The organism is Pedobacter puniceum, assembly GCF_009674685.1.
In the GTDB taxonomy this organism is placed as follows: Bacteria; Bacteroidota; Bacteroidia; order Sphingobacteriales; family Sphingobacteriaceae; genus Pseudopedobacter; species Pseudopedobacter puniceum.
On the sequence record NZ_WKJI01000003.1, the window covers coordinates 87,276 to 104,283 of the forward strand.

The 17,008-nt window shown below is 34.4% G+C and carries 15 protein-coding genes; 8 read left to right on the forward strand and 7 right to left on the reverse strand.

Annotated features, from left to right (window positions below):
• Positions 1 to 21: 21 nt before the first annotated feature.
• From GJJ64_RS11710 to GJJ64_RS11745, 8 genes are all read left to right on the forward strand, one after another.
• A complete protein-coding gene (locus GJJ64_RS11710) occupies positions 22 to 981 on the forward strand; it encodes an FKBP-type peptidyl-prolyl cis-trans isomerase (protein ID WP_154287972.1) in 960 nt (319 codons plus the stop codon).
• A 79-nt stretch (positions 982 to 1,060) separates the two neighbouring features.
• Positions 1,061 to 1,828 (forward strand): TatD family hydrolase, encoded by a 768-nt coding sequence (locus GJJ64_RS11715; protein ID WP_154287973.1) that lies wholly within the window; start codon positions 1,061 to 1,063, stop codon positions 1,826 to 1,828.
• Between the two features lie 53 nt (positions 1,829 to 1,881).
• Positions 1,882 to 2,904 (forward strand): asparaginase, encoded by a 1,023-nt coding sequence (locus GJJ64_RS11720; RefSeq protein WP_039451085.1) that lies wholly within the window; start codon positions 1,882 to 1,884, stop codon positions 2,902 to 2,904.
• Between the two features lie 357 nt (positions 2,905 to 3,261).
• Positions 3,262 to 6,438 (forward strand): SusC/RagA family TonB-linked outer membrane protein, encoded by a 3,177-nt coding sequence (locus GJJ64_RS11725; protein ID WP_154287974.1) that lies wholly within the window; start codon positions 3,262 to 3,264, stop codon positions 6,436 to 6,438.
• 8 nt (positions 6,439 to 6,446) lie between these two features.
• Positions 6,447 to 7,991, forward strand: coding sequence for a RagB/SusD family nutrient uptake outer membrane protein (locus tag GJJ64_RS11730; protein WP_154287975.1), 1,545 nt, complete (start codon positions 6,447 to 6,449; stop codon positions 7,989 to 7,991).
• A gap of 24 nt (positions 7,992 to 8,015) precedes the next feature.
• Positions 8,016 to 8,678: a hypothetical protein gene (locus GJJ64_RS11735; protein ID WP_154287976.1), complete on the forward strand. Its 663-nt coding sequence runs from the start codon at positions 8,016 to 8,018 to the stop codon at positions 8,676 to 8,678.
• 124 nt (positions 8,679 to 8,802) lie between these two features.
• Positions 8,803 to 9,849, forward strand: coding sequence for a hypothetical protein (locus tag GJJ64_RS11740; RefSeq protein ID WP_195759281.1), 1,047 nt, complete (start codon positions 8,803 to 8,805; stop codon positions 9,847 to 9,849).
• A gap of 114 nt (positions 9,850 to 9,963) precedes the next feature.
• Positions 9,964 to 10,968, forward strand: a complete 1,005-nt coding sequence (locus GJJ64_RS11745) for a LacI family DNA-binding transcriptional regulator (RefSeq protein ID WP_154287978.1) — start codon at positions 9,964 to 9,966, stop codon at positions 10,966 to 10,968.
• On the opposite strand, the gene GJJ64_RS11750 is transcribed toward GJJ64_RS11745, so the two are convergent.
• The 7 genes from GJJ64_RS11750 to GJJ64_RS11780 all read right to left on the reverse strand — a co-directional run bounded on the left by GJJ64_RS11750 (position 10,969) and on the right by GJJ64_RS11780 (position 17,008).
• Positions 10,969 to 12,282 carry a cryptochrome/photolyase family protein gene (locus GJJ64_RS11750; protein ID WP_154287979.1) on the reverse strand — a complete coding sequence of 438 codons (1,314 nt, stop codon included), beginning with the start codon at positions 12,280 to 12,282 and terminating at the stop codon, positions 10,969 to 10,971.
• Positions 12,275 to 13,180 carry a TIGR01777 family oxidoreductase gene (locus GJJ64_RS11755; RefSeq protein WP_154287980.1) on the reverse strand — a complete coding sequence of 302 codons (906 nt, stop codon included), beginning with the start codon at positions 13,178 to 13,180 and terminating at the stop codon, positions 12,275 to 12,277. The genes GJJ64_RS11750 and GJJ64_RS11755 overlap by 8 nt, the downstream gene beginning before the upstream one ends.
• 66 nt (positions 13,181 to 13,246) lie before the next feature.
• Entirely contained in the window at positions 13,247 to 13,672 is a 426-nt protein-coding gene (locus GJJ64_RS11760; RefSeq protein ID WP_154287981.1) for a CBS domain-containing protein, read from the reverse strand.
• 74 nt (positions 13,673 to 13,746) lie between these two features.
• A complete protein-coding gene (locus tag GJJ64_RS11765) occupies positions 13,747 to 15,189 on the reverse strand; it encodes an SDR family oxidoreductase (protein WP_154287982.1) in 1,443 nt (480 codons plus the stop codon).
• 120 nt (positions 15,190 to 15,309) lie between these two features.
• Complete coding sequence (locus tag GJJ64_RS11770; RefSeq protein WP_154287983.1) at positions 15,310 to 16,002, reverse strand: DUF2490 domain-containing protein; 693 nt, start codon at positions 16,000 to 16,002, stop codon at positions 15,310 to 15,312.
• A gap of 20 nt (positions 16,003 to 16,022) precedes the next feature.
• On the reverse strand, positions 16,023 to 16,625 hold the full coding sequence (locus GJJ64_RS11775; RefSeq protein WP_154287984.1) for a lipoprotein signal peptidase: 603 nt from the start codon (positions 16,623 to 16,625) through the stop codon (positions 16,023 to 16,025).
• Positions 16,625 to 17,008 carry a TraR/DksA family transcriptional regulator gene (locus tag GJJ64_RS11780; protein ID WP_154287985.1) on the reverse strand — a complete coding sequence of 128 codons (384 nt, stop codon included), beginning with the start codon at positions 17,006 to 17,008 and terminating at the stop codon, positions 16,625 to 16,627. Before GJJ64_RS11780 ends, GJJ64_RS11775 begins: the two co-directional genes overlap by 1 nt.

Here is a 17,008-nt window from a genome sequence, read left to right on the forward strand (position 1 = left end):
CTTATTAAACAAATTAAATTAATGAAAAAAGGATTATTGATTTTAAGTATAGCAGCGTTAGGATTCGCAGCTTGTAACGGTGGATTTAAGAAAGGTGCATCAGGCTTACTTTATAAAGTTCATGAAGATGTTGAAGGAGATTCAATTAAAGAAGGAGATTTTATAAGCTTAAATATAATTGCAAAAACCGATGGTGACTCTGTTTTATACAATTCTTATGAAATGGATAGAGCATCTCAAACTTTTGTGCCAAAACCTATGTATGATGGCGATTTATTTACTGCTATCATGAAACTAAATAAAGGTGATAGTGCTACTATTAAAGTAGATATCGATTCTGCTGAGAAAAAAGGTCAGCCAAGACCGCAAGGTATCAAAGGAAAATATATCATTTACACCGTTAAAATTGAAGATGTAATTAAAAAGGATACTACTAAAGAGCAAGAGTTTCAATCTAAAATTGAGGCTTTCTTTAAAGCAGAAGGTGATAGAGCTAAAAAAGCAGAAGCTCCTAAATTAGAGAAGTACATCAAAGATAACAGCTTAAAAGCGCAAAAATATCCTTCAGGTTTACAAGTAGCTACTTTAACAGAAGGTACAGGTGTGCAACCAAAACCGGGTGATAGCGTAATGGTAAACTATACAGGTAAATTGGTTTCAGGTAAAGTATTTGATACTAGTTTGCCAGAAGTTGCTAAAAAGAATAATATTTACAACCCAGGGAGAGAGCCTTACACTACATTAAACCTTGTAATTGGACAAGGTAATGTGATACCAGGTTTTGATGAAGGTGTTTTAAAAATGAAAAAAGGTGGTAAATCAGTTTTATTGATTCCTTCTGCATTAGCTTACGGAGAGCAAGGTATGCAAGGTGGCATGATTGGTCCATTCACTCCTTTAGTGTTTGAAATAGAATTGGTTAATGTTGTACCGGGTAAAGGTGTGGCAACGCCAGTTTCGCCGGAAGCTCCAAAAAAATAAAGAAAAACCCTTTCTAATTTTAGAAAGGGTTTTTTGTTAAGGCTCATTTTTTAGAAGATATAGAAAGCGATTTTTAGAAATGATATTGACAGATACCCATACTCATATTTATTATGAGCAGGATATAGAAAAGAGAAAGCAGTTAATGGATAACTGTTTCAATAACCATGTGCGGAGATTGTTTTTACCTAATGTAGATCATGAATCTATTCCTATGGTTTTTGATTTATGTAAACAGTATCCAGCCCACTGTTTCCCTATGTTGGGCTTGCATCCTTGCGATGTTAAAATTGGCTTTGAGGATGAATTAAGTAAAATAAAATCTTATCTACATGATGCAAAAATTTATGCTATTGGTGAAATAGGGATAGATTTATATTGGGATAAAACCACAATAAACTTACAACAAGAAGCATTTAAACAGCAAATTCAATGGGCTAAAGATTTAGATTTACCTATTGTTATTCACTGCCGTGATGCCTTTGATGAAGTGTTAGCCATTCTTCACGAAATGAGAGATGATAGGCTAAGAGGAATATTTCATTGTTTTAGCGGAAATTTAGAACAGGCTAAAGAAGTAATCTCTTTAGGGTTTTTCTTAGGAATAGGCGGTGTTGTAACCTATAAAAAGTCTGGTTTAGATGAAGTAGTAAGACAAATAAATCTAAAGCATATTGTTTTAGAAACCGATGCGCCTTATCTGGCTCCGGTACCCTTTAGGGGAAAGCCTAATGAGAGTGCTTACCTTATTTATGTTGCACAAAAAGTAGCAGATTTACATCAAATTTCTGTAGAAGAGCTTGCAGAAATTACAACAGCCAATTCAATAGAAATCTTTGGTGTATAAAAACTATTTCTTTTTCTTTGTAACAATTAACGTTCAAAATTAAAATCAACCTGATGACCAAAATTTTTGTCATATATACCGGAGGTACTATTGGTATGATAACCGATCCGGCAACAGGCGCTCTCAAGCCATTTACTTTTGAACAAATTATAGAGAATGTTCCGGAGTTAAAGAGGATGGATTATCAATTAACCGTTCATTCTTTTAACCCAATCATAGACTCTTCTGATATGACGCCCGAAATTTGGGCATTTTTAGCAAAGTTGATTGAAGATAACTATGATGATCATGATGGCTTTCTGATTCTTCACGGTTCTGATACGATGGCTTTTTCTGCATCAGCTTTAAGCTTTATGCTAGAAGGCTTAACCAAGCCAGTTATTTTTACAGGCTCGCAACTTCCTATATCTGAGGTAAGAACAGATGCTAAGGAAAACTTCATTACCGCCTTAGAAATTGCATCAGCAAAACTACCAGATGGTAAAGCTCGGGTTCCAGAAGTGTGTATCTATTTCGAGAATAAACTTTTTAGAGGTAATAGAACCTTCAAATATAACTCTGCCAAATTCGAAGCTTTCAGATCACCTAATTATCCTGTTTTAGTAGAAGCAGGTGTACATATTAAGTATAATGATGCTGCCATTGGAAAATGCGAAAACTGCATTTTAAAAGTACATTCTAATGTAAATAATAATATAGGGGTATTAAAGTTATATCCAGGTATAAGCCCACAAATTGTAGATGCCGTTTTAAATTCCGATGCAGAAGCAATCATCATGGAGAGTTTTGGTGCTGGTAATACTACAACCGCAAAATGGTTTTTAGATAGGTTAGACAATGCCATCAAAAACGGAAAAATTATACTAGATATTTCGCAATGTAAAGTAGGCTCAGTAGAAATGGGGCGCTATGAAACAAGTAGCGAATTATTAAAAATGGGCGTTGTTAATGGTTACGATATGACCTTTGAGGCAGCTGTTACAAAGCTCATGTATTTATTAGGAAGAAATTATCCTAAAGATCGTTTATTGCGTAGACTACGCACTTCTATCAGAGGAGAGCTTACTCAATATTAAAGTTTCTTGTGCTTTAATCACCCTCTTTACGACCACAATTTTTGTGGGTTCTTACACTATCTTGTTTAAAAAGTATCTCAAATTAACATAGCATTATATGTTAATTTGAGATATTCTTTTGCCAATCTGCCATATATATCTGCACTTTATTTATTCGATATTTGAATAAAGGGCTTATAAATAGATGTTAATCTAAATAACTTGTTAACACTATCCTTGATAATAAACCAAAGACCATTACAATTTTATTACCATGCAAGTTAAATCACAAGAGATTAAACGTGTTTGTTTTATCCCTTCATCGATTAAAGAATCATCAAAAATTAAAACCAATTAATCAATCTATAAATCAATAAAATGAAAAAAAGAGTACTACTAGACTTTTTCCAAAAGTTAATTTTTCAAAAAAAGTTAGTGCTATGTTTGTTGGTGATACCTTTAATGGTAGCTAGCGCTTATGCACAAACTATTAGTGTATCTGGGGTCATTAAGGATGAAGGCGGCTTGCCTTTGCCTGGAGTGGCGGTAACTTTAAAAGGTACAACAGCAGGTACGCTAACCAATGAGAATGGTCAGTTTAAGATTAACGCACCAGCAAATGGTGTTTTACAATTAAAGTATCTGGGCTTCATTTCTCAAGAGGTAGCAGTGAATAAAAGAACAACGATAAATGTAACACTGAAAGAAGATATCAGTAGGTTAGATGAAGTTGTTGTTGTTGGTTTTGGTACACAGACCAAAAGAGATATTTCGGGTGCAATCAGTTCTGTTGATGCCAAAACAATTGAAGAGCGTGTTCCTGTAAATATTTTTGATGTATTGCAGGGGGCTGCTGCTGGTATACGTGTAGCTACTGATTCTGGAGCTCCAGGTGATGAGTCATCCATTAACATACGTGGTGTATCTTCTATTTCTCCAGAAGGAGGTCTTCCTATATATGTGGTTGATGGTATTTTAGTAGACAATATAAACGGTATTAGCCCTAATGACATTAAATCTGTTGAAATCTTAAAAGATGCAGCATCTGCAGCAGTATATGGTGCTAGATCTGCAAATGGTGTTATCCTAATAACAACTAAGCAAGGAGAGTCTGGTAAGCCACAAGTTAGGTTTTCATACACAAACAGCTATAGTACTTTGGCTCACAAATTACCTCAGGCCAATCGTTTAGAAAGAGAAATTTTTGAACAAAGTAATTTGCCAACTCGTTTTGGCTTGTATCCAGTTCGTAATGACTCTACTGCTTATGGACGTAACAATGATTTTGATTATCAGGATTTAATTACCCAAACCGGTGTAAGAGGTCAGTATGATATTAATATAAGTGGCGGTAACGAAAACTTAAGATATTTTACTGGTATACAATATCTTGATAACCAAGGTATCATATTGGCTTCAGAAGAGCAGAGAGCTACTTTTAGAACAAATATTGATTATAAGCCAAGTAAAAAGATATTATTTGCTACAAGATTAACATTTGGTTATACTGATGCTAACTTAATTAATGATGGTCAAGTATTGTCGCAAACAGCACAAAGACCGGCATCTCAAGCTTTATACTTACCAGACGGTAGACCTATTTTTGATAATGGAGGTCGTAAACATCCAATAGAAGAGGCTAGATTAAGAGGAAATCAAAGGGCAAGATATAATGGTATATTAGGTCAGATATTTGAATATAACATTAGCAATGCTCTTAAATTGCATGTAGATGGTTCTGCAACACTAAATTTTAATCAAAATAGAACATTTATTTCTGGTTTCTTAAATACTTCAGGTGTAGGTAGTGCTAGTGAAAGTATAGCTAGAACTACTCGTCTTCAAGCGAATGCCATTTTATCTTATTCTAAGACTTTTAATAAAGATCATTCTGTAAGTGCACAAATAGCCACTTCATTAGATAATTCTTTAACAAGAACTGTTTCTGTTGCAGGAACAAACTTCGTTACAGAGAGCGTTAATACATTAAATGCAGTTAGTTTGTTTAATCCTGGTAATACTAACTCATTAGCCACTACCAATGGTTTATTAGGTTTCTGGACAAGGGTTAACTATGATTATAAGAAGAGATACTTATTTAATGCAGTTTTAAGAAGAGACGCTTCATCTCGTTTTGGTAGAGAAAACGTCTGGGGTAATTTTCCAGCTTTCTCAGCAGCATGGAGATTTAGTGATGAGAAATTTATGGGTTGGTCTAAGAAATTCTTAACCGATGCTAAGTTAAGAGCTACTTGGGGTAAGCAAGGTACAGAAAACCTTGGTGATTTCGCCTCAAGAAACCTACTTGTTTTTGGTAACTTCTTTTACAACGGGGTTAGTGGTGTAGTAACTAGTCCTCAAATGGGTAATCCAAATATCAGATGGGAAGAACAAACGCAGTCCGATGTAGGTTTAGATTTAACTTTCTTTGGAGGGAGACTTTCTATGGAAGCTTCATATTACCAAAGAATCACCAAAGATCTAATTTCTAATACTGCCCTAGTATTACCTGGAGAAATTGGAAGACCAGAAAACGTATTCTTAAATGCGGGTACTATTAGAAACCGTGGTTTAGAGGTGCAGGTTTCTGGTTTCCCTATACGAAACACAGCTAAAAAAATTACTTTAAACACTACGCTTAACTTAGGATATAACAAGAACGTAATTACCGACTTACCTGGAAGAGAAGTAGTATTAAACAACCTTTACATAGTAAGAGAAGGGGAGGAAGCAGGAAGATTCTTTGGTTATAAAGCTTTAGGGATATATGCTTATGATGAGTCTAATGCTTATTCAGAAGATTTTGCTACTAGGTTGATACCTCAATTCCAGAGAGATGCGCAAGGTAACATATTCTTTGGTAAAGATCAGAGACCGATTTTAACGGGTTATAATTTACCTAATGGTACTCCTTACACAGGCGTTGTTAGACAATTAAGAACAGATGGTGCTATAGCAAGAGCTGGAGATGTAATTTGGGAGAATTTACCAGATGCTAATGGAGTAAGAAACGACAATGTAAGTATAGAAGATAGACAAATTCTAGGTTCAGGTATTCCTAAACTAACTTTAGGTTTAAACAATACCTTCAACTATAAAAGATTTGGTGTTTCTGTTTTCGTATTCGGAAGTTTTGGAAACAAAATATATAATAGCTTAGCTAGAAGTAATGCTCAGTTTAGTTCAACTAACGTAACTCCATTCCCTTACGTTATTTCTAATATCTGGAAATATCCGGGACAAGTTACTGATGTTTACAGCAGAAATTTAGCGTTAAACAACTCAAGACCGGGTAATAGTTATTTCTTAGAAGATGGTTCATTTATACGCTTACAAACAGTAAGATTTACTTATCAACTTCCTCAGAAATACTCTAAAATCGTGTTCTCAAACAACCTAAATATTTTTGCTTTCAGCAACAATCTGGCTACTTGGACTAGTTACTCAGGTTTCGATCCAGAAGTTGGCCAAAGAAACGTTTTAGAGCCGGGTAATGATAATGGTAGATTTCCAAAGAGAAGAGAAATCGGATTTGGTCTTAACGCAACATTTTAATTGAAATTATGAAAAAGATAAATTATTTAATCCTTTTTATCGCTGCTACTTTATTCAGTGGTGCTATTGGATGTAACGTCATAGAAAAGGACCCTATATCTTCCATAGAGCCAGGTCAGTTCTTTAAAAATAGAAATGATGCTAATGCTTTTATGGCGGGTATCTATAATTCTTTACAAACAACCCTTAGAAATAATTATTTTGATTGGGGAGAAGTAAGGTCTGACAATGTCGAACCAGAAGGTACCGGTACGGCACAAACAAAACTTGTTAATAATGCATTAGCCGCAAACGATAATGATTTGAATGCCGTAACAAATTGGTCAGATTTATATAGAACCATTTCTTTATGTAACATGGCTATAGAGGTGTTTCCTGATTTGATAGCAAGAAATGTTGATGCTGCGTCAGATCAATATAGGGATCAATTAGGTCAAGCTTATGCTTTAAGAGGTTTGATGTACTTTTATGCATTAAGAGTTTGGGGTCGTGTTCCAATTGTTAATGAAGTAGTAACAAGACCAGATCAACAGCTATATTATCCAAGGGCTCCGATTGATTCTGTTAAAGCTCAAATCTTATCTGATATTGATAAGTCGTTACAAACTATTGGGAATACAACAAATAAATTTTATATCCAAAGACAAGCAGTGTTTGCTTTTAAAACGGATGTACATATGTGGTTCCAAGAGTATCAAGCAGCTGTTGATGCTTCTTCAAATATCACAGGTTATTCTTTTATAACAAACCCTGCTCAATGGAAAACTATTTTTGTTGAACCAGAGTCTTCTAGTGAAACTATATTTAACTTATTCTGGAATTCTGCTGAGCGTAACAATCAAGGTGTTGGAGTATGTGCCCGATTAGGTTCTAGAAGTAATACAAGCAATTATAAAATAAGACCAGCTGTAGTAGCTAATTACTACAATAGACAAGTTAATGGCCGTAAAGTTGACGCTAGACTATGGTTATCTGTAGATACCATAGAGTCTCCAAATGTTGTGCAATACGATTTATTGAACGATCAATATGGTAAATTTATGACTATAAACTCAGTAACTGGTCAATTCAATTACATCAATAATAATGATTGTAGTGTTAGAATACCAATTTATAGATATGCCGATGTAATGTTGTTAAGAGCAGAAGCATTAGCTAGGTTAAATAGATTTACTGAGGCATTAGCAATTTTGAATCAAGTAAGATCTCGTGTTGGATTTACTGTGCAAGCACAAAGATCTGATTATACAGGTACAGATGAACAAGTAGGTATTGCAATACAAAGAACTATACTTTTAGAAAGACAACTTGAACTTATTGGTGAAGGTAAGAGATGGTTCGACTTATGCAGAATTGGTAGAACATATGATTTTACTAGTACTGGCTATGATTATTTAAGATCTGTGATGAATCCTATTCTTCAAGGTAGAACTGGTGGAGTAGCCTTTGATACTGACCTTAACATGGGGCGTATTTTATATCCGATTAATTCTGATATTATCAATGCCAACCCATTGTTAAGAGGTCAGCAAAACCCACCATATTCCGAATAATATTTATTTACTATAATTATATAGATGATGAAAGTAAAAAGAATTTTAGTTATCGCACTTACAATGTCAGTAGTACTGCTGGGTAGTTGCGAGAAGTTTCCTCTACAGAAATCTAGAAAGTATGAAACTTCATTTTTCCAAAATAATACTAATAAAACTGTATTGGAGTTTATAGAATCCCGCCCAGATTTATTCTCAGGATTAATAGATGCTATAGCTTATTTAGATGCAGACCCTGCTTATGCAGATATTAAGCAAATGTTTCAATCTCAAAATAATACTTTTTTATTACTACATAATGACGCATTAATAACTGTTCCCTCAACAACAAGTTATTGGGGTAGAACAAGTAACCGTGTTACAGATACAGATCCAACAAGTCCAACTTTTGGTTTATTAGTAGCTGGAAGCTCTTGGGCGCAATATCCAAAAGAGGATATTGCTAGATTACTAAGACGTCATGTGATTAAGGGTAAAGCGGATTTTGCTAATTTATCTTCAACTCCTAAGTTTTTTGAAACTTATGATGCGAACTTTAGAATGAGGATAGTAATGACTGATAATAGAGACGGTAATATACAATTAGGCGATGGACCAACATTTATTACACCAAGAACTCCTAACCTATTTGCAAATGGAGGTAATGTAATACATGTGTTGAATGCTTATATAGTTCCGGCACCGTAACTGTAAAATTCATAGTGTTAACGCATATAAAAAGACTATAAGTATGAAAATAAAAGATAAAATATTATGTTCACTTGCGGCTGTGATTTTACTTTCTAGCTGTAAGAAAGATACAATGGTCGAAATGACCTCATTAAATAAACTAGGAGATGAGTACTATTTTGGTGAAAGGGTACTTATGTGGGCTTCAACTGAAGGCGAGCTTGATGGTATGACTTATGAATGGAAAACGACAGGCGGTTCTTTTGATGGTTTTAGAACACAAAACCGTTTTGAAAACGTATGGATAGCACCTACTACGCCAGGTGAATATGTAGTAACAGCTACTGCCAAAAATGGTAGTTCAACTTCAACAAGATCTACTAACATGAGAGTTACTAGATACTTTTTTGATGAATTCCAGAATGCAACCTTTATGTTTAGAGGACAAGGTTGGTTACAATCTAATTTATTAAACTCTAATTCAGGTTCTGACTTTATACCTATTGTTTCTAACTCAAGTACTCCAGAGCTAAGTACTGTTGATATTTCAAATGCAAGTACTTCGGCACCTAACATGAGAAGACTTCTAAACTTAGCTGAGTTAAAAGCTCCTTTTTCTGTGAAAACAAAATTAGGATGGAAAAATTTCTTTAGAACTGGTCAGCCAATTACGATTTCTATGTTTTTTGTGCAGCCAACTAGAAATACTAATCGTCCTCATATCAGAGAGATAAGATGGACTTTTAACCCTAATGCTGCAACTGGTAATAACTTTCAAATTAGATATGAAATATTTACTCCGGCAACTGGCGTAGCTACTTTTAGTGGTAATACTGGTGTATTTCCATCTCCAGAACCTTTAATTAATCCTTCTGCTGGTTTTACAGCAAATAGTGGTAGAAATGCTATTTTTACGCTAGCAAACGGACAACAAAAAGCATTTACTTTCTCTTTGACAAGCGATTTTACATTTATAGCTCATGTTGATGGTGTGGAATGGTTTAGAAGTAATGGAATTAAGGATTGGATTACAAAAGCAAAAGCACAATGGCCAGATTTTGAGGATCCAATTGGAAGAGAGTTCCGAATTGGAATTCCAGCTAGAGCTACAGCTAATGAGACTGCTACCACAGTAGCTGTTAATAGTGTTTATATCAACAATGATGGAACTATTTTAAATACTCCATAAAAAACTGTTAAACCAATTTTAAACGGGCGAGCTTATAAACTCGCCCGTTTTTTTTGAACATTCATCAATTCTACATTTCTTAACTTATTCTTATATTGGTGTTATAGAATTTATATGAGTAAAGTTAACCTCAAAGAACTAGCCAAAGCATTAAATTTATCAGTTTCAACGGTTTCTAGAGCTTTAAGTAATAGCCATGAAATAAGCCAAGAAACAAAAGAAAAAGTAAAGCATCTAGCCGAAAAATTAAATTATCAGCCCAACCCTCATGCCATGAGTCTTCGTAGTCAAAAAACTAAGACCATTGCAGTTATCATTCCAGAGTTATCAAATAATTTCTTTGCTTTAGCTATTGATGGCATAGAGTCTATCATGCAAACGGCAGGTTATCAATTGCTTATATATTTAAGTCATGAGGATCAGCAAAAAGAGGTAAGCATAGTAAACAAGTTAGAAGGTAGAGTAGATGGGGTATTGATTTGTATGGCTACAGAAACCCATGATATTTCTCATTTAAGAGGATTAAAAGAAAAGAAAATCCCGATAGTATTTTTTGATAGGGTTTCTAATAAGCTCAACACGGTTAAAGTAATTACCAATGATATAGAAAGTGCATATAAAGCTACAGAACATCTTATTGAAAGAGGTGCGCAACGCATTGCGTACATATCATTATCTCTTAATATATCAGTAGATCAGAAAAGGATGCAAGGTTGCTTAAGAGCTTTAGAAGACTATAAATACACAGGAGAACAAAAGAGAGTATTAAGTTGTACAATAAACGATGAAGAAAATTATGAACTTATAAAAAAGCTATTATCCTCTCCTAATAGACCTGATGCTGTTTTTACTTGTGTTGAAAGATTGGCAATTACCACTTATACTGTTTGTAAAGATTTAGGATTGTCTATTCCTAAAGATGTTAAGGTTGTAACTTTCTCCAATATGCCTGCAGCAGCATTACTAAGTCCGCCTTTAACAACGGTATCACAGCCAGCTTATGAAATAGGTAAAGCTGCTGCTCAAGCTATATTAGATGCTTTAAATAAAAATATAGTTGAGCTAAAAGATGAGAAAATTATCTTACCATCGGTACTAATAGAAAGAGCATCAACTTAATTATTTCTTAGATAAGCCTTCCTGATAAACTTTTAAACATCTTTCTCTTGCAAATTTGTGTTCTACGATTGCTTTCGGATATTTAAAAGGATCTGAAAATTCTGGCACCCATTTTTTTACATAAGCTAATTCTTTATCAAACTTTTTTTGTTGCTCATAGGGGTTGAAAATTCTAAAATAAGGAGCCGCATCAACACCAGAACCTGCGGCCCATTGCCAGCCACCTACATTACTAGAAAGTTCAAAATCAAGTAGTTTTCTGGCAAAATAGCGTTCTCCTAAGCGCCAATCTAATAATAAATGTTTGGTTAGAAAGCTTGCAACCACCATCCTAATACGGTTATGCATGAAGCCGGTTTCGTTAAGCTCTCGCATACCTGCATCTACAATAGGGTAGCCCGTTTTCCCTTCGCACCAAGCTTTAAAAGCTTCTTCGTCTTTACGCCACTCTATTTGGTCATACTCGGGTCTAAAGGCTTGAGTTGCAGAATGAGGGAAATGCCAAATGATAGCGAAATAAAAATCTCTCCAAATCAGTTCGTTTAACCAAGATTCACTCTTATAATTTAAAGCATTCTTTACCAATTCGCGTATACTGATGGTCCCGAATCTAAGATGTAAACTGATACGGGAAGTAGCGTTTTTGGCAGGATAATCCCTGTTTTCTCCGTAACTATTTAAAACATTTTTATAGGCTATTTCTGGGAAATTTAATTTGCTTGGTGTAAAGCCCATATCAGACAAGGTAATAGGGGCTAAAGCTTGTGTTTGATAAAAATTCTTAAAGTATTTTTCTGCTGGATAAGGCTTGTAATAATAGGAATTTAGTTTATCAAGCCATTTTCTTTTATAAGGGGTGAAAACTACATAAGGAGAACCATCATCTTTAACAATTTCATCCTTCTCAAATATAGCTTGGTCTTTAAAGGTTTTAAATAAAACCTGATGTTGTTGAAATAGCTGATTTAATTTTTTATCTCTTTCTTTAGCATAAGGCTCATAATCATGATTGGTGTAAACCTCAGCAACATCATATTCTTTTAATATGGACGACCAAATTTCTAAAGGTTTTCCGTATTTGATAATTATTGAACTGCCTAAACCATGAAGTTGTTCTCTTATTTTCATGATTTCTTGGTGGATAAAAGTTACCCTGCCATCATCTTTATCTTCTAATTTAGAAAGTATATCTTCATCAAAAATAAATAGCGGTAAAACAGGATGATTAGCTTTTAAAGCATAGTATAAAGCGGCGTTATCATTTAACCTAAGGTCTCTTCTAAACCAAAAGATACTGATTTTAGAATTATTCATATATATTCTTTAATGCAGATTTGATATCAGGGAATTTAAATTTGAAGCCGGCATCTTGTATTTTTTTTACATCCATGCGGGTACTTCCAAGTACTACTAAGCTCATCTCTCCAAACAAAAGCTTTAAAATAAAAGCAGGAACGTTAGGGAGCCAGATAGGTTTTTTAAATTGATGAGCTACAGCGTATGTTAATTCTTTGTTGGTGACAGGTAATGGCGAACTCATGTTAAAAACACCTTCTAATTGCTCATTTTCTATGGCGAAATCATACATATTTACAACATCTTCTATGTGCGACCATGAAATCCATTGTTTACCATTGCCAAGCGGAGAGCCAATACCATATTTGATAGGTTGTGCTAATTTCTCTAAAGCTCCAGAATCTTTATCTAATACAACACCAGTTCTAAATTTTACGATACGTAGATTGTAATTTTTACCTAAGTCTACAGCTTGCTCCCATAAAATGCAGCAAGTACTTAAGAAATCATCTAAAGGTTTTGATGTTTCTGTTAAAATTTCATCGCCACGGTTGCTATAATAGCCAGAAGCAGAGGCCGAAATAACTTCTTTAACCTGATGTTGTTTTTGGGCTAAAAGACTATAAATCAATTTTATAGAGTCTGTACGGCTTTTAATCAAAAGGTCTTTTCTTTTTTCTGTCCAACGGCTATCTGCAATGCCAGCGCCAGCCAAGTGTATAATGGTATCTACACCATCAATGCAAGTTTCATCGATAGTCTGATTTTCTACATCCCAGATAAAAGTTTTAACACGAGGGTTTTTGCCTTTACTTCTAGAAAGGTGGCAAACTTCATGTCCTTTGTTAAGTAATAATTGTGTTAGTGCTTTACCAACCGAGCCTGTGCCGCCAGTAATAAGAATTTTTTTTGCCATAGCTGTTGTTATAACCAAAATACCAGATTTTAGTTTTTAACAGCTCTTTATTTTTAGCATGTTAATTTAGCTCTTGATATAGCTTTCTAAATCTTGGATAGTTTGTTTTTGATCTTCGATAACAAACTTTACAACATCGCCAATAGAAATCATTCCTACCAGATTTCCAAATTCTAAAACGGGTAAATGGCGTATATGCCTGTCTGTCATAACTTGCATACAATACTCAACACTGTCTTGCGGAGAAATGGTTACCAGGTTTGCAGTCATAACTTCTTTAAGTTTAACTTCTTTAGATGATTTACCTTGCAACACCACTTTACGGGCATAATCTCTTTCAGTAAAAATTCCTTCTAGATTTTCATCAGCTATTAAAACCGCACTAATGTTATGGTCCATCATGAGTTGAAGCGCTTCAAAAACAGTCGCATTTGGACTAAGTTTTATAAGATGATTGTTTTTTTGATTTAGGATTTTTCTTACTGATTTCATGGCAATAAAATTTTGTGGCTTAATTAAATTTAGTAAAATTTTATTTACAAATGAAATAGGATTATCAAAAATTATTACACTTTTTCTTTGTAATTCACCAAGTTAAGTGCCATTCCATTAAAAATAAAAAAATGAAAAGGCCATAGTATCCACCAATAAATTCTGCCCCATAAGCCTCTTGGTCTAAATGTGGCAATCTGACTTAAAATACTGCCTGTTGGCCTATCAATAATTTTAAATTCTAGCCATGCCTCGCCAGGTAAGCGCATTTCTGCATATAATAAAAGCCTCGCATTCTTTTTATCAGCCAAAATTACACGCCAAAAATCTACAGCATCACCAGCTTTAAGGCTTACATCACTTCTTCTTCCTCTTCTAGTTCCAACGCCACCAGCTAGCTTATCAATGATACCTCTTAAATTCCATAGCCAGTCTAGGTAATACCATCCTCTTTTACCGCCAATAGCCCAGATATTTTGAAGAACCTCGTTTTTATCACGCTTAAAATTGAGTTTAACTTTATATTCCAGCGTTCCGTTTTGAGGGACTTTCACCTGATCCATGAAACTGGTTTCAAGGAAACCGCGGTTCAAAGCATCTCGCCAGCTAGACACTATAGAGTTTTGCTCTATTTTCTCGAAAGCTAATTGTAAAGCAGTTCTATAACTTACACATTCATGCGGAACAATTTTTTTGATTTCTTCATCTTTACAAACCACCTCGTTACGCATACTTTCTACCAAGCTGCTGGCTATGCTGTAGTTTACAGATGTTACTAGGTTTAGCCAATAAGAAGATAGTCTGGGTGTAAGAACTGGAACCGTAAAAATCCAACGTTTGATATGCCTTTCTTTTGCATAAAGTAAGAGCATTTGCTTGTACGTAAGTATATCTGGCCCACCAATATCTAAGGTTTTGTTAAACGCTTTGCTGTTACCTAAAACACCGTGTAGATAAGCCAAAACATCTCTTATAGCTATGGGTTGGCAGCGGGTTTTTAGCCATTTAGGCGCTATCATAATAGGCAGCTTTTCTGTTAAGTCTCTAATAATCTCAAAAGAAGCACTACCAGAGCCAATAATAATAGCTGCTCTTAGATAAGTATGTGCTATGTGCGATGTTTTGAGAATATCTTCTACACCTAATCTTGATTTAAGATGGATTGATAAATTTTCATCGTTAACAATACCAGTGAGGTAGATGATTTGCTTACAATTAGTTTTTTCTAAAGCTTTGATGAAATGGTGTGCTGATAACTTCTCTAAATCGCTAAAATCTGTATTACTCATAGAATGAACCAGATAGTAAGCAGCATCTATATCTTTAGGAATTTCTTGTAAAGAATCTTCTCTAAGTAAATCGCCGGTAATGATTTCTACTTGATTTTCCCAATTGTTATCTTGTTGGAAACGCCTTTTATCTCTTACCAGACAAACTATTTCATGTTTGTTTTCTAGTAAGACAGGTAATAATCTGGTTCCAATATAGCCATTAGCACCTGTTAGTAGAATCTTCATATCCTATCAACATCTAAAACTAAAAGCAGTTTTAAGTATTGATGAAGTTTTTAGCATTATGGATAAAATAAAAGCCTTCACAGATAAGTAAAGGCTTTCACAATTGATATTCATAAATTGTTAAAATCTGGTATACAAGGCTACTTGAAAGATGTTATTATTTGTATTTACAGCAGCACCTTTAATAGATTGATTAAGATAGCCTGCTTCCAAATCCATTTTAGGATTAAGTCTGTAACCTGCAGCTAGGTATAACCTGTTTTGGTCGAATAAGAAGCCGTTAGGTTGGTTTTGGATATTTAAGAAAACCTCATTCTGTAAAGCCATAAAAACACCTTTACTAAACGTTGGTGTAGTTTGCTTTTGTAATGGGATAACACTTCTGAAGAAATAGCGTAATCTTTGCGAAAAAGCATCGTTACCATTAGCCTGGTTTACAAATCTTTGCTCCAATCTGAAACGGTGTGTTAAAGGAATTTTACCAAGCTTATAAGTAACAATAAATTGCTCCCAAATACGACTTTCAGTAAGAGCATCCATACCAGGCTGATCGCTTATAATTAAAGCATAGCCAAGGGTGGCATTTAGTTTATCGTTAATAAAATATGTAAAACCGGGTCTTATTAGGATATTTCTTACATATTCTAAATCATCAGCAGAGCGTACCTGAAAATCAAAATGTAAACCTGTTTTTTTAGAAAATTTTTGACTATGAAACCAAGCAGCCCAGCCAGATTGTTGGTTAATAGTTTGTGCTTGTGCTACTAATGATAAAGTAAGCCCTGTTAATAAGAGTAGAATTTGTTTTTTCATGTTGTAATTTTGATTACCGGTTAATCTTCAATTACTTCGCTATTGGTGCTTGGCTCTTCTTTAATTTCTTCTTTGAAGTAAACCTTCTGATAAATTAATATCAAAATAACGCCTATAGATATGGCTGCATCAGCGATATTAAATACCGGTCTGAAGAATATAAAGTCTTCGCCGCCCCAAACAGGCAGCCATTCCGGGAAAACACCTGTGAAAATAGGGAAGTAAAACATATCAACCACACGGCCATGAAAAAGTTTTTCATAACCGTAAATTACACCATAAAAAACAGAGTCTATAATGTTTCCTAATGCACCGGCAAAAATAAGAGATACATTAAGAATTAAGCCTCTATGATATTTATGCTTAATAAGATGATGTAAGCCGTAGCCAATACCTATTACAGCTATTATCCTAAATAAAGAGAGCGCTAGTTTACCCAGTTCTCCGCCAAATTCCATTCCAAATGCCATTCCGTTATTTTCTGTGAAATGGATGATGAAAAAGTCTTGTATAATCTGGAATTCTTGACCAATATACATATTGGTTTTAATCCAGGTTTTCAAAATCTGATCGGCAAGAAGAACCAGTATGATTAAAAATACAGGCTTTGTATAACCTTTCATTAATTCTGTTTTAATTTAGCTTCCATACTTAAAGTAGCATGTGGCACAGCCTTCAAGCGTTCTTTTTGTATTAATTTTCCTGTTTCTCTGCAAATGCCGTAAGTTTTATTTTCTATTCTTACTAAAGCAGCTTCTAGGTTTTCAATAAATTTTTTCTGGCGAGCTGCAAGCTGGTTAATTTGCTCTTTTTCTAAAGTTGCAGAACCATCTTCTAACGTTTTATAAGTTCCGGCAGTATCATCAGTACCATTAACATTTGGATTGCTTAATGAGCCCGCAAGCATGGCTAATTCTTCTTTAGCGCTATTTAATTTTCCTGTAATTAGTTCTTTAAACTCTTGTAACTCGGCGTCAGAGTAGCGGGTTTTATTATTAGTCTCCAT

Excerpts from the sequence above, each read along its gene's own strand:
- GJJ64_RS11710 (WP_154287972.1), top strand. The coding sequence starts at position 22 with ATGAAAAAAGGATTATTGATTTTAAGTATAGCAGCGTTAGGATTCGCA.
- GJJ64_RS11715 (WP_154287973.1), top strand. The coding sequence starts at position 1,061 with ATGATATTGACAGATACCCATACTCATATTTATTATGAGCAGGATATA.
- GJJ64_RS11720 (WP_039451085.1), top strand. The coding sequence starts at position 1,882 with ATGACCAAAATTTTTGTCATATATACCGGAGGTACTATTGGTATGATA.
- GJJ64_RS11725 (WP_154287974.1), top strand. The coding sequence starts at position 3,262 with ATGAAAAAAAGAGTACTACTAGACTTTTTCCAAAAGTTAATTTTTCAA.
- GJJ64_RS11730 (WP_154287975.1), top strand. The coding sequence starts at position 6,447 with ATGAAAAAGATAAATTATTTAATCCTTTTTATCGCTGCTACTTTATTC.
- GJJ64_RS11735 (WP_154287976.1), top strand. The coding sequence starts at position 8,016 with ATGATGAAAGTAAAAAGAATTTTAGTTATCGCACTTACAATGTCAGTA.
- GJJ64_RS11740 (WP_195759281.1), top strand. The coding sequence starts at position 8,803 with ATGACCTCATTAAATAAACTAGGAGATGAGTACTATTTTGGTGAAAGG.
- GJJ64_RS11745 (WP_154287978.1), top strand. The coding sequence starts at position 9,964 with ATGAGTAAAGTTAACCTCAAAGAACTAGCCAAAGCATTAAATTTATCA.
- GJJ64_RS11750 (WP_154287979.1), bottom strand. The coding sequence starts at position 12,282 with ATGAATAATTCTAAAATCAGTATCTTTTGGTTTAGAAGAGACCTTAGG.
- GJJ64_RS11755 (WP_154287980.1), bottom strand. The coding sequence starts at position 13,180 with ATGGCAAAAAAAATTCTTATTACTGGCGGCACAGGCTCGGTTGGTAAA.
- GJJ64_RS11760 (WP_154287981.1), bottom strand. The coding sequence starts at position 13,672 with ATGAAATCAGTAAGAAAAATCCTAAATCAAAAAAACAATCATCTTATA.
- GJJ64_RS11765 (WP_154287982.1), bottom strand. The coding sequence starts at position 15,189 with ATGAAGATTCTACTAACAGGTGCTAATGGCTATATTGGAACCAGATTA.
- GJJ64_RS11770 (WP_154287983.1), bottom strand. The coding sequence starts at position 16,002 with ATGAAAAAACAAATTCTACTCTTATTAACAGGGCTTACTTTATCATTA.
- GJJ64_RS11775 (WP_154287984.1), bottom strand. The coding sequence starts at position 16,625 with ATGAAAGGTTATACAAAGCCTGTATTTTTAATCATACTGGTTCTTCTT.
- GJJ64_RS11780 (WP_154287985.1), bottom strand. The coding sequence starts at position 17,008 with ATGGAGACTAATAATAAAACCCGCTACTCTGACGCCGAGTTACAAGAG.